Origin of the sequence: Bacillus sp. FDAARGOS_1420 (genome assembly GCF_019344915.1) — a bacterium.
GTDB lineage: Bacteria > Bacillota > Bacilli > Bacillales > Bacillaceae_G > Bacillus_A > Bacillus_A mycoides.
This window is the reverse complement of record NZ_JAHWJB010000002.1, coordinates 1,600,170-1,613,730: the sequence shown is the minus strand read 5'-3', so window position 1 is coordinate 1,613,730 and position 13,561 is coordinate 1,600,170. Positions and strand designations below refer to the sequence as shown.

The 13,561-nt window shown below is 31.3% G+C and carries 10 protein-coding genes and 1 pseudogene; all 11 read right to left on the bottom strand.

Annotation, left to right across the window (positions count from 1 at the left end; translation table 11 throughout):
* Window positions 1-2 precede the first annotated feature (2 nt).
* Window positions 3-707, bottom strand: a complete 705-nt coding sequence (locus I6L50_RS18525) for a response regulator transcription factor (RefSeq protein ID WP_219302285.1) — start codon at window positions 705-707, stop codon at window positions 3-5.
* A 395-nt stretch (window positions 708-1,102) separates the two neighbouring features.
* Window positions 1,103-3,076, bottom strand: coding sequence for a penicillin-binding transpeptidase domain-containing protein (locus I6L50_RS18520; RefSeq protein WP_219302284.1), 1,974 nt, complete (start codon window positions 3,074-3,076; stop codon window positions 1,103-1,105).
* Between the two features lie 451 nt (window positions 3,077-3,527).
* Window positions 3,528-4,121, bottom strand: coding sequence for an SGNH/GDSL hydrolase family protein (locus I6L50_RS18515; protein WP_219302283.1), 594 nt, complete (start codon window positions 4,119-4,121; stop codon window positions 3,528-3,530).
* Between the two features lie 169 nt (window positions 4,122-4,290).
* Window positions 4,291-5,322 carry a VanZ family protein gene (locus tag I6L50_RS18510; RefSeq protein WP_219302282.1) on the bottom strand — a complete coding sequence of 344 codons (1,032 nt, stop codon included), beginning with the start codon at window positions 5,320-5,322 and terminating at the stop codon, window positions 4,291-4,293.
* A 162-nt stretch (window positions 5,323-5,484) separates the two neighbouring features.
* Window positions 5,485-5,616, bottom strand: a pseudogene (locus tag I6L50_RS34935) (Fic family protein); the annotation flags it as partial.
* An 89-nt stretch (window positions 5,617-5,705) separates the two neighbouring features.
* Window positions 5,706-6,863 carry an acyltransferase family protein gene (locus tag I6L50_RS18505; protein ID WP_219302281.1) on the bottom strand — a complete coding sequence of 386 codons (1,158 nt, stop codon included), beginning with the start codon at window positions 6,861-6,863 and terminating at the stop codon, window positions 5,706-5,708.
* A 142-nt stretch (window positions 6,864-7,005) separates the two neighbouring features.
* The gene (locus tag I6L50_RS18500; protein ID WP_002141806.1) at window positions 7,006-7,521 is read right to left on the bottom strand and encodes a transglycosylase SLT domain-containing protein; all 516 of its coding nucleotides are present in this window, start codon (window positions 7,519-7,521) and stop codon (window positions 7,006-7,008) included.
* A 754-nt stretch (window positions 7,522-8,275) separates the two neighbouring features.
* A complete protein-coding gene (locus I6L50_RS18495) occupies window positions 8,276-9,589 on the bottom strand; it encodes a D-alanyl-D-alanine carboxypeptidase family protein (RefSeq protein ID WP_307897004.1) in 1,314 nt (437 codons plus the stop codon).
* Between the two features lie 524 nt (window positions 9,590-10,113).
* Window positions 10,114-11,196 carry a sensor histidine kinase gene (locus tag I6L50_RS18490; protein WP_016101995.1) on the bottom strand — a complete coding sequence of 361 codons (1,083 nt, stop codon included), beginning with the start codon at window positions 11,194-11,196 and terminating at the stop codon, window positions 10,114-10,116.
* Window positions 11,193-11,879 (bottom strand): response regulator transcription factor, encoded by a 687-nt coding sequence (locus tag I6L50_RS18485; RefSeq protein WP_002085507.1) that lies wholly within the window; start codon window positions 11,877-11,879, stop codon window positions 11,193-11,195. The genes I6L50_RS18490 and I6L50_RS18485 overlap by 4 nt, the downstream gene beginning before the upstream one ends.
* A gap of 347 nt (window positions 11,880-12,226) precedes the next feature.
* Window positions 12,227-13,393, bottom strand: coding sequence for a hypothetical protein (locus tag I6L50_RS18480; protein ID WP_219302280.1), 1,167 nt, complete (start codon window positions 13,391-13,393; stop codon window positions 12,227-12,229).
* Window positions 13,394-13,561: the final 168 nt, after the last annotated feature.

The window sequence follows — 13,561 nt, the reverse complement described above, 5'->3', positions numbered from 1 at the left end:
TATTATACCTCATCATTCTTCCAAGTTATTTTCAAACGATATCCAGCACCACGAACTGTTTCTAATGCATTTTTTATTCCGATTTCCTCTAATTTTTTTCGGACACGTGTAACATTTACACTTAACGTATTATCATCTACATACGTATAGTCATCCCAAAGTTTTTCTAAGATTTTCTCTCGACTAACAATACTAGGAGATTGTCGTAAGAGAGTTTCTAGTAAAACAGTTTCTTTTTTTGACAGTATACACATGCTATCATTTAGCTTTAATTCCATTTTTTCTGGATAAAGTATTAAACCGGATTGCTGAACAACTCTTTCTTCCGCTTTCGGTGCGTATTCTCCGTAAATTCTTCGAAGATGACTTCGGATTTTTGCCATTACAACTTCATGATGAAACGGTTTAGTGATATAATCGTCTGCACCATGTTCAAGTGCCATAACTTGCTCCATCTCTCCACTACGTGCTGATATAAATATAATGGGACAAGTAGAGACCGTTCTAATTTGTCGGCACCAGTAGAAACCATCAAAACTCGGTAAATTTACATCTAATAAAACTAAATCAGGTTGAATTTTTTCAAAGTTAGCCAAAATATTTTCAAAATCCTCTGTAATATTCCCTTCATACCCGTACTTATTAATATGGGATTGAAGTAGTTTAGAAATTTTTCGGTCATCTTCTACAATCATGATTTTATACATACATTTAGCTCCTTTTATTTATGTATCTATTTATTATCTAGAAATATCTAATTAATACTTTTATCTTTTAGTATAAAGAAATTCCCCTCTTACTTATATTGAATAACCTTACTTCAAACTAACAGTTTTGTAATATTTCTGAAAATAAAGTTAAGTATAATAGCTCTTATTTTTTAAATTTCAATTATCTAATTTAATATTTAAAAATTTGTTATTTTATAATTTTCAAATAAAAAATAATCGTATTTAATTGTGTAAAAAACACGTAATTAAATACGATTATTAAAATCATAAAATCTGCGTTTAGACATAAATTAACCGATTCCTAATATAATCTTGAATCGGTAAGGTTTGTATATTTACTAAAGAAGTAAATTTCACCTTCTAATTAAGTATTATTTCTGAAAAACATGTTTTATTTTTTCACCTGGAACGTTGCTCCCGCCTCTCCCTTTTACATCTTCAATCATCATGGTAACAATCATGTTTGGCGCGCTTGCATCGAAAGCTACAAACCATCCAAGTTCTTTACCCTCTGCTTCTTTCGATTCTTTCAGTTCTGCTGTACCCGTCTTACCAGCGAGAGTTACACCATCAACTTTAGCAATTCTCCCAGCACCATCAGGATCATTAATAACCTTTATTAACGCACTTTTTAATATCTCTTGATTCTTGGTAGAAATTACATTTTCTTTCCAATTTCCCGCTTCTTTTGTTTTTTTCATAAGATGCGGTGACGGAATGTTACCCTCATTGACAATCGGTGCATAAGTCAATGCTAAATGAAGAGGTGTCATTAATACTTGTCCTTGTCCGTACCCCGTGTCTGCTAGTTGAATATCATTTTTTATCCCATCTTTTGCAATGATTGAAATAGGGAATTCGTATTCAATTGGTAATTTTTCATGAAATCCGTATTTCTTAAATTCATTTACATACTGATCTTTTCCTATTTTCAAAGCTTGTTGAGCAAAATAAATATTATCAGAGTACTTCATTGCCTTATCAAAATCAACTGGACTAGCATCCTTCACACGTGTTACATAATAATTTCCCCAAGATGAATCTTTTGTCCACTTTAATCCTTGAATTTTAAATTCTTCCTTAGGATTTATTGTGTTTGTTTCCAAACCAATTGCACCTGTTATCGTTTTAAATACGGAACCTGGTACAAATGCTTGTGTGAAGCGATTCATCATTGGCAGTTTCGAGTCATTATTCCATGCTTCCCGTTGAGCTTTTGATGCTCCTCTAACTATTGTATTTGGATTATAAGCAGGGCTACTTACAAGTGCGATTGTTTCACCCGTTTTAGGATTGACCGCTGCACTAGATCCTGCTTCATTTTTTATCTCATTAAAGATTTTTTCTTGAATTGCAGCATCAATAGTTAACGTAACATTTTCCCCTTTTTTTGCTTCTTGTTTTGCTACGTTTTTAATCTCTTTCCCGTTCTCATCTTCCATAAATACGCGTCCACCCTTTTCACCACGCAATTTATTCTCTAATACTTTCTCTAAACCTGTCTTACCCACTAAATCATCTGCTTGATAACCTTTTTTTTGAAGCGATTTTAACTCCTCTGCATTTACCTTTCCTATATATCCCGTTAAGTGTGCCGCTGCTTCTCCTAATGGATACGTACGAATATTTACTGGGCGAGATAAAACTCCTTCTAATTCAATATAATCATTCTGTCTGGTTCCCTCTTTTAAAATACCAATTGGTACAAAGGAATCTGGTTTTATCCATTTTGCTGCGAGCTTCTGATCGACCTCTTCTATAGACATATCAAGTAATTGTGCTACTATTTCTTTCGTTTGCGCTGCCGTTTCACCTAGTTTCTCTGGAATAATTCCAACTTCAGACGCTTTACCATTCGTTGCAAGCCCTTTTCCATTTCGATCATATATTTCCCCTCGTTTTCCTTGCTCTGTTTGCATACGTACTTTGTAATCTTTTTTCATACCTGGGAAAATGAAGTCTGGTGTCCAATCTATTTTCCAAGATTCCTTATCTTTATCTTTCACGAGTTTTGCTTCATGGATGAATGAAACAGTTCCTCCATCCGTATCCATATTAACTTCAAAAAGAAAAAGTTCTTTATCTTTATTATTCTCTCCTTTCATTTTAATTTTTAAATTCTTAACTCCAATACCCTCATAAATTTTTTGATATTTCTCTGTGAACTCCTTTTTAGAAATCGTTTTTTTTGCATGTTCTGATAAACGATCATACATATTTGTAAATTTTTTATCATTCCATAAATTGATATATTCTTCAAATGCTTGTTTTGGCGGCTCATCTTTATTGCATCCTACCAACATAACTCCAAAACAAAAGAAAAGCAGCATCCATATTTTTTTCAATTCAATCTTCTCCCTTAATTAAAAATGATTATTCCTTTCTAAATATGTTAAATAAAAAATGTTTTAACGCTTAATAGACAGTGTAAGTAATGAAATAGTTCCACATTTACAAAAAAATTAAATTTATGGTTAAGCTGCATTCAAAAAGGGAAGATTTTAAGATTCTTACAAACGACGAATATATTTCGCGAACGTTATCATTATTAGTGTTGTTTTAACAATTCATTTAAAATACCTTTTAGTTCATTTTCGCCAATTTCATCTTTTTTCTTTATAGATTATTGATACAAAAAAAGAATCCTTATAATAAGGATTCTGCAACAGAAAATAACAAAAATATAAACAATAAAAAGAATTACTTAAAGTATAATTTATAGGCACTCTATATCCTTCTTATTCGCACCAAAAACCCCTGTACAGCATGCGACAGGAGTTTAGGTCATTCTACAGCTTATTTAAAAGAGTCATGTACAGGCAAACTACTAAAAATCAATTCAGCAACTTTTACATATCCTTTTGAGTTTGGATGAATTAAATCCGTAGACCAAAGCGTATTGTCATTAACTAAATGATGATCCCAAAAGTCAACATGATGAAGCTTATACTCTCTACTCAGTGAAAGTATAACTTCATTTGCCTCAAATAATTGTTCTTTTAATACTTGTTTTTTTTCAGAAGGAAATGGAAGCCTAACAGTAAAATCTGGAAGGTTTGCTATAATAATATCAGCACCTGCTTTACTTAATGTATCTATCATAAATTCCATATCGTTCTTATATGCTTGATGATTCCAACGTCCTTTTAAAACATCGTTTGCACCTGCAATTAGACCAACCAAATCTGGATTAAAAGTTAATGCCTGTTCCAATTGCTGTGAGCGAATTTCTTTAGTTACTAACCCACGTTTTGCAAAATTAGCATATTTTAAATCATCTACACACAGTTGAACAAAATGATCTACCCAGCTTTTTAATGCTATTCCCTCAACTTCATCCCCTATCCCCTCTGTAAAACTATCACCAATCGCTACAAATCGCTTCCACATATATAGTCCCCCTTTTTTGTTATTCATATCTACACTATACAATAGCCCGCAGCGTAATTGTTCTTCTTAAATGTTTTTCAATTTCAATTAAATTCCATAGGAGATTTTTTAAATGAGCAAGACAACTCGATTAAACTATTTCACATGAACAAAAACATGAAAATCTACGTTATTTTCTCGCAGAAATAGGTTGAGACCAACTATCTTTCCCATTATCATTTAAGCGTACTTGAAAAACATATATAGGTTGAGAAAAGCCTTTTGTATCAGCGTAGTAATCTATATTATAATCTGTAATGACTAATGTATCACCTGCTTTGAAAGATATTATAGGATCAAAGTCTCCTTGTTTTAGTTTTTGAAATACTTCTTTGGGAGACAGAATTTCGACATCTCGAATATGTGATTTTTTTGTAACTGGCTCATTGTCATTAGGCATTTTTGTAATTTCCTCTTTGTAAACAGGCATTTTATTACCTTCGTCTTTTAACTCTATTGATGTTTTTATAGTGACATCAGTCATGTCTGTTTTTGTAATGGGATCTAGAGGCATATTCCCAAATTCCTTCATTTGATACGAAATCATTATTCCAAGTGTAACAAAACTTACTGTAATCGGAAGAAATAAATATTTGGTCATTTGTGTATCTGTTTCTTTTTTCTTCAACAATATAAGAACTATATTTAACATAGAATATCCTAGCATCATTCCTAAAGTATTATGAAGTAAATCGGCTAGTTCCATACTTCCACGTTGCATTATAAATTCAAGGATTTCAATCAATAAACTTGCTATAATTGAGCTGATTAACATCCATTTTGTTTTTTGAAAAACATTACTAAATAAAGGTAATAAAATTCCTAACGGAAAAAGCATACCTATATTCACAATGATATGGAAAAAAGAAGAAAATGAAAAGGTATTCCATGCTTTTTTATAAACACTAAGTACATCAAAGTCAATTGTTCTTGCAAAAGTTATATCATCTGGACGACCAAATGAAGTAGCTGATAATACAAGGGAATAATATCCTATTATCAATATAAACAATATAACTTGTTGTACGGTAAATTCCCCCCCTCCTTTACATACCTTTTTGTATACTACAAAGTAGCTAAAAACAAAAATGAGTAGTAACAAGAATGTGAGTTGTATTGTAGGAATTGCAAAGGTAACAAGTAGTTCGGAAATAAAATTCATTTTACACCTCTGTTTTTACGAATAAAAGATTCAATAGTTTTATATAACATTTTAGATATAGATAGCGATGTGTTGTTCCCCCTAATAATTATTAATACAGAATTAAACCTGTATACATTGAGCATTTCTTCCTCCTGAAACCAGCTTTATTTGACCAAGCAGCTACAAGGAAACTAGCGTTTTACTAATTGTACTTTCGGCTATGTCTGGAAAAACGTTACGAAGATTCTCTTTAGTAAGAGGATTTTTGGAGTTAAGTATAAAATTAAAAATTTGTTCAATTTTAGTATATTTATATAGAATCCGTAATTGACCGATTCCTAATATACTTAAGAATCGGTAATATTCGTATATTTACTAAAGAAATAAAATCCCTTCAAGCATTACACTTTTTTCCGAAAATTTGTTGTTCTTTGTTTTGCCCAGTTGATACATTTCTTTTCAATTAAATGATACGAAACTATAGAAAGAAGTATTGTCATTGAAATACATAAAACAAGAAGGAAAAAGATAGGTATCTTTGTATACAAAAGTTTAAATAGTACCATCATGATTGGAAAATGACACAAATAGATACTGTATGAAATTTCTCCTAAGTATACAAATACACTCTTATTTAAAAATGCTTTCACTTTTAGGTTACTCATGGCCATTATTATAAATATACTAACACCGATTACGACACCCCAATCTTTTAATAAGAAAGTAGTATCATTACGGGAAAAACCATAAATTAAAATGGAATATAAATATAGAATAACCCCTAATGCAATAAGAAATCCTTTATTAAATTTTTTCATATTCCTATATAAGTAGATAAGCTTTTCCTGATGCTTAAAAAGTAACATTCCAACCATAAACATCGATGTGAAATGCAGTGTATCGGCATAACCATTATAAAATCCCTCTGCTTTCCCTATATGCAACATATTAAGGAAAACACTAATTAAAGAAAAGCTCAAAGCAAATAGTATCGTTTTCTTCCAACTCAGTTTATAAAAAAGAAGGAATAACAACGGAAACACAATAGATATACGCATTTCTTGAGCCAATGACCAGATAACTGGATTATAATTTTCCGTAAAAAAGTTATTAAGAAGCACAAAATGGTTTATAATATCTATTTTTGTTATAGACCCTTGCCATCTATCATAGAACCAATCCCGTAGTCCAGCCACTTCATACGGCGAGAACAAAATAAATAAAGCAAAGGTAATGATTATCCAAAAATAATAAGGAATATAGATTCGTACAAATCGCTTAATTAAATATCCCCAATAATTTGTTTTTGAATGATAAAGTGCCATAGATAACACAAAACCACTTAGTACATAAAAAACGATTACAGCTTCCCCGCCAGCCCATAAAAACCTAAGCGGGGAAAATTTAATAGAATTAGGCAACGATGGTAGCATTAAACAAAAATGTCCAAATACCACTGTAAGTGCCGCTAACCCTCGTATGGAATCTAATTCTTTTATTCTCTTACTCATAAAATGTTCTCCTTGTAAATTGTAGATTTTGCTGTTAATAAAGGCCACTATACTATTGTAGTGGGAGAATTATACATATTGTTTCTTTAAATTCCTAATATAAGCAGTACAAAGTCAATCTATGTATCTGTTTTAGGGAACTTTCGTATTTAGGCATAAGTTATATAATAATAGAAAGAAAAAAGAAATTTCATTCTATAAAATCGTATTGTCGTTTAGAAAACATTTTAAAACTGTTTTCTAAACCCTCGTTATAGTCTGTCTGCTTATTTGTCCATTGAACACCCTTATTCCCAGGCCACCCTGAGGTATTAGCAACATATTTTAATAGCTCTGGTCCTTTTAAATTTTGCTGTAAACCACGGTTATATGCATTTATCATATTAGATATTGCAATTCGAGTATTGGTTTCTGCATTTTTCAAATCTTCGTTCGTTAAATCTTTAGGTGCTAGTCCACCTCGATGAAGCTGAAACAGTCCAAATGATGTGCCCTGATCTCCAATTGCGTTTCGATCAAACTTACTTTCATGGAATGCAATAGATAAAGGAATCCATGGTGGTATACCATGCTCTATTGATATTTGTTGAATCGTGTCTCTTACTTTAACTCGGTTAGTATGATGGTCATATGCGTATTTTGTAAGATATAGCCCTCCTGTTAAAACTAAAATAAATACTCCACTTTTTATTAATGTCCCTCTCATCGACGTCACCTCAATTGTCAGTATCAAAGATTGTCACTAGTAATCCTATCTTTTGGGGATATTAACTCGTAATCATGTATCATCTTGTTATTGTTTGTTTCATTAATTACCGATTTTCAGGTGAAATTATTAGGGGGTTCCCTCCATATAACATTCGCTTTTATCACTTTCGGTACAGTTTACTTTTGTATGGGAGAGCGTTTTCTCTGTATGGTACCGTACTTTTTTCTCGAATACCTTGCTTTTTTATTCGATTGAAATTAAAGAATAACTATATACATAGGGACAAACACTATAAAAAGATACTTAAATTTCTTTAAAAAATTCATTTTTCGGCCTCCATTTCTTTATATAATTAATTTAAAACAAAATATTTAATAAGAAGAAAAGATTTTATTAAATTTTTATAAAATTTAATAACAGGAATAAGTACCAGGTATTTATTTTTATTGTCACTTGATGGAATAATGAATGTGTTTTCATCATGTAACTTTATTAAACTAGCCTTGCACCAGAACCCTTTGAATCGAACAATTCATAATAAACGCCATCCTTTCTGTATATTTCTACAAAAAGAATAGCGTTTTTTGATTATATGGATACAAATTTACCTTAGCTTGATTGCAATACCGAAAGTTCCGAAGAACCAGATTTGAGAATTAATGCAATCTTCCATTCCAAGCCATCCACATAAGAATCTATAATACTTTGAAACCTTTTATTTCAGGCTAATATTTAGTTTTATCCTACAAAGTTAGCCTTTTACTATATCAACCGCACTATTCCACATACCGCTAAAGAAAGATCCTATTTCGCGCATTAAACGTGTAAACCAATTTGCTTGTTCTACTTCAGATTTTGTTACAAGGTCTACTTGTAATGATTTACCTGATAAAAATCCAGGATCTGTACTATCTTTAGGTGATATAGTCATTTTACTAATTGTTACATCTTTTTTAATAGGCGCTTCTTGTTCTTTATTCGATACTTTAAATTCTTTTTTATAAACGTCTTTGTTGCCCTTTGGCATTGGAAGTGAAACAGCTTGCTTCGTTTGAACAACTATATCTTTGTCCTTTGCATTTGCTACTCGCACTGTTTCATGACCTTTTACTACTGAATCTTTTTCATAGACCTTCTTCACTTCAAAATTTGCAAATCCATAATCATATAATTTCTTTGTTTCATCAAAACGTGCTGTATGAGAGTTTGCTTTTATAACTACAGAGATTAGACGCATACCGTTTTTTTCTACTGTACCAGTAAAACAATCTCCGGCTTCTGGAGTAGTTCCTGTTTTTAACCCATCTACACCTTCGTATTGCTTAATTAAGCCTTTTAACATCCAGTTAAAGTTCGTCATATCAATCGGATACTTGCCACCCTTTTGGAATGTTTTTTTAGGGATTTTTGCTGTATCTAATATTTTCGGGAAATCTTGAATAAGACGTTGTGCTAAAATCGCACAATCTCTTGCGGACATTTTATTTTTCTCGTCTGGAGTTGTCCCTTCTGGGTGATGTCCTTTTAAATCATGGTTTGTTAAACCTGTAGAGTTTACAAATTTATAATTTTTCATTCCAAACTCTTTTGATTTATCGTTCATCATTTTCACGAAATTGACTTCTTTTCCAGCAATCTCTTCAGCTAAAGCAATTGTTGCACCGTTTGCAGAGTAGATTACCATTGCCTCATATAACTCTTTGACCGTATAAGAGCCACCATTTTCTAATGGAACGTTTGATAATGAGCGATCTTGCGAAATCTTATATGCATATTCAGAAATTTTAACTTTTTGATCCCATTTAAGTTTTCCTTTATCCACCGCTTCATGAACTAAGTATTCACTCATCATTTTTGTCATACTAGCAATTGCTAATGATTCATCTGCATTTTTTTGATATAAAATTTTCCCGGAATTTGCTTCTACTAAAATTGCTGATCCTGCTTCTACGTCTATAGCAGGAACTGTTTCCGCTGATGCTCTTCCAAATGTAACGGCCATGCTACAAAATAGTGTAAGCACTGTTACTATTGTAATAAATCTCTTGCAAAACATACTTTTCACTTCTGTTACCTCCAATATCTTTGTACTCAAAAAAACGTTATTTTAACATAATCCTCCAAAAAATAGACAGCCTTATCAAATTCTATATACGTATAAGACATTAGAACCACTTTCATATAGACCATCTCATCCCACCCTTTTAGGCACACTGACACTTAGTGTTCCCACACATATCCCTCTTTTTAATACCTTTGTATTTTTCGAAATGATCTGTACTTTCATATCTTTTAGGATTACACTTAATAGACAATCTAAGTAATACATTTGTTCCACATTTATAAAAAAATAAAACCAGTGTGCCCCGGTTGAATACCAAAACACACTGGTTGCTAAATTTACTATCGTCTCTTACATTATTCATATCAATGAACTTCCCCTTTATTCGGTTAATCACTTTATAATAATAAATCAAATTAACTTATCAGTATCATGTCTACTATGAATGGCCTACTTGAATTATTAACTTAAGAAGTTTCTTAAGTTTTAAAAAAAAGCTTATGGAACCTTTCATTCCATAAGCCATTCTATTTAATTGGATGTTCAACAATAAAGGACATCCAGCCTACTTTATATTCTGCATGTATATTACCATTATGAAGTTCAACAATTCTTTTTGAAATAGCGAGTCCCAGTCCATTTCCTTGATCATCTTTTCTGGCCTTATCACCCCTGAAAAACCTTTCAAATAATTTATTAGGATCGCTAACAGGCGGCTTCTCGACTTTATTTGATACTTTCAAAATTGCTTTGTTACCTATTAGCTCAAGACATATTGATAATTCGGATGGTTTCATGCTGTACTTTATCGCATTCATAAACAGATTTTCATAAACACGTACCATTTTTTCTACATCCATGAAAATAGGTATTGTTTCTTCCGTTATTGATTTTTGAACACTTAAACCTGCCTTTTCAAATATAGGAATATATTCTCCAACTATTTGCTCCAACAAGCCTGATAAATCAACTTCGTTAATGTTTAACTTAGCATCGATGTCTGATAAACGGGTGTACTCAAATAGTTCATCAATTAGATATTTCAATCTCTGTGATTTTAAATAAGTGGTTTCGAGATACTCCTGTAATTGTGCTTTACTGTCGTATTGCCCTCTTTTTAATAAATCTACATAGCCGATAATAGATGTCAACGGTGTGCGTAAGTCATGAGATACGTTGGTTATGAGTTCATTTTTTGTACGTTCCAATTGTCTTTCCTGTTCAAATGTATTCTCCAATTCCTTGGACATATAATTAATATTTTGAGCAAGATGAGTCAATTCATCCTTTCCCTCAATCCCAATTGTCAAACCCAGCTTTCCATTGGCAATATCATTAACACTATCAGAAATGAGCTTTAAATATATTATTTTCTTTCGAACCAATATCAAAAAAATGATTATAAAAGTAAAGATTGCTAACGCGAATATAAGAAATGTAAGCATATTATTTTCGAATGTACTAAGATCATCAAGATAGTGATTTAGATTTAATGGTATTATGACATATAGAAAAGTGAGGATTGTTAAACCAAACGAAACAAAAAAACTAACTGCAACAGCACCAAGAAGTTTTATAATTATCTTATTTCTAAAACTAACCTTCTTCATATTTTGTACCCAATTCCCCAAACAGTTTTAATATAAATTGGATGTTTAGAATCCTCTTCAATTTTGTCTCTTATTTTTGTAATATGCACCATGACAGTATTATCCGATTTATAAAAAGCATCTTTCCAAACTGCTTCATATATTTTTGCAACACTGAGAACAATTCCTTTGTTACGAGCAAGTAGTTTGAGTATATCGAACTCTTTTGGAGTTAGCCTTACTTCCGTTCCTCTTACCCATACTTGACGTGTATCTGTATTCACGGTTAAATCACCAATTTCTAAGATGCTTTTATTATTATCTGTATGCGTATTGTATTTTTTAAACCTTCTTAGTTGGGATTTTACTCTAGCGATTAACTCCAACGGGTTAAACGGTTTTGATAAATAATCATCGGCACCAGACGCTAGCCCCTGAATTTTGTCTATATCCTCTGATTTTGCAGATAGCATGATAATAGGCATATTTCGTTCTTCCCTAATTTTCATACATGCTTCAATACCATCCATATTAGGCATCATAATATCCAAAATAATAAGATCGAACTTCTTTTCTTCTAACAATTTTAAAGCTTCAATAGCATCTTCTGCCTTTTGAGTTTTCAGACCTTCATTTTCCAAATAAACAGAGATAAGATTTCTAATCTCTTTATCATCATCAACAATAAGAATTTTTGACTCCATCATATTCCTCCACATTTTTCTCGTATTGAACAACTAAAGGCAAAAGCAGGGGGTACATTTCTATCCTCTTTTTAGTATATACTTGCAATTAAAAGCGCCAAAATAACATAATCGGTATAAAAGATAATGTCTTAAATATTGTTCGAAATTTTCTTTAGATCCATTTACAATTAATAAGTTTTCTTCTTCATTAAATTTAGCTTTTAATAAAAAATAATTATTTTGAGATTCCTTCTTTTAATTAAACTTTTTTGATTACACCTGTAGTTTATATAACTTATAAAATGAAAAAAGAATCCTCTTCAATACGCTCATTAAAGGAAATTCTTTTTCAAATCTTATTTTCTTTACTCGTTACTTATTTTAACCAGTTTTTCTCCTTGTTCTAAAAGTGTTTCATAGTCATTGTTCTCTTTAATTTCTTTGATTTTATTTTCAATTGTGGGCGTATTATTTATATTAAAGTACGTATTTAATACTTCATATGGTGTCTTTCCTTGTTTGGTTGCACTATCTTCAATAGCTTCTTTCCATGGAATATTTGCTTTGTCCATGCTTAATTCAAGGGCTGAACCAGTCTCATATCTCATATTCCGCTCTAAAAACTTTGGAGATTCTGCCTGTCCATTAGCAACGAAGTTGAACGCCTCCATAAAAGTAACATGATATGGCTTCTGTTTCTTTGCAAGTACCATAAGATTTCCACCAGTTAACTTACTATAACGATACTCTAAGTATCGTGCTGAACCTTCTATTGCTTCAGTTTTTGTTTCTCCAATTAATTGAGGCCATTTTTTATAGCGATAGTTACGTACAATTGTCCAATCATATAATGCCTGATTAATACTTTCTGGTCTTGTATCAATCATTGCTTTATCTAATAGCTTAAATTCTAATCCCATTAGCGCGTAATTTTCTTTATTAATCGGATATTCGTGAATAAACTCTCCACCATTTGCATCATATGTCCAATCTTTTTGTTTATAAGCATGAGAACCTTCATGTAATAAGAAAGATGAAAAATCAAAATATAAATCTGGATTACTAAACATTTTAGGATGATATTTTAAATAAAATACATCCATATCATTAATATTTATTGTCCCAAAGTTACAAGGAAACCAGGTAGAAATAGTTCTAAAATCAAAACGAGTTAAGCGATAGACTTTAGGTAGATGCAGAGAATTTGAGACTTTTATTTCCTTTGCAAAAATACTATTTTCTAATCCCGTTACATTAACTGCATAAGCTTCTTGTCTAAAGAATCCCCCGTCTTTATTACTACGTATCAGAACCAATGGCATTTTTTCGAAGCGATAATCTTCGTTCCAAAGTTTATCACTCGATTCTTCAAAGCTCTTATAAATAGTAGCTAATTCTTTTAACATCTTTTGATCCGTGTTATCTAAAGACTTAAACTCTGTATGATATGTTTTATTTAAAATTATGCTTCCCAACATAATTCCTATAAATATTACTAATAAGATTAAAATTACCTTTAAAAATTTTTTCAACACACACTCCTTTTCTAAAACGATAATCCTTATGATGAATAAGGTTTACAAGTTTTATGTTTATTTACACTCTTTTGGTGCAGACCCAATTTTAAATGATAGCTATAATAGACACAATTTATACAAGATATTATTTTGATAATTGTTCCATCCTGTCAAAATTCCGGT

Bases quoted from the DNA above. Each gene is read 5' to 3' on its own strand.
- I6L50_RS18525 (WP_219302285.1), bottom strand. From the start codon at position 707: ATGTATAAAATCATGATTGTAGAAGATGACCGAAAAATTTCTAAACTA.
- I6L50_RS18515 (WP_219302283.1), bottom strand. From the start codon at position 4,121: ATGTGGAAGCGATTTGTAGCGATTGGTGATAGTTTTACAGAGGGGATA.
- I6L50_RS18510 (WP_219302282.1), bottom strand. From the start codon at position 5,322: ATGAATTTTATTTCCGAACTACTTGTTACCTTTGCAATTCCTACAATA.
- I6L50_RS18500 (WP_002141806.1), bottom strand. From the start codon at position 7,521: ATGAGAGGGACATTAATAAAAAGTGGAGTATTTATTTTAGTTTTAACA.
- I6L50_RS18490 (WP_016101995.1), bottom strand. From the start codon at position 11,196: ATGAAGAAGGTTAGTTTTAGAAATAAGATAATTATAAAACTTCTTGGT.
- I6L50_RS18485 (WP_002085507.1), bottom strand. From the start codon at position 11,879: ATGGAGTCAAAAATTCTTATTGTTGATGATGATAAAGAGATTAGAAAT.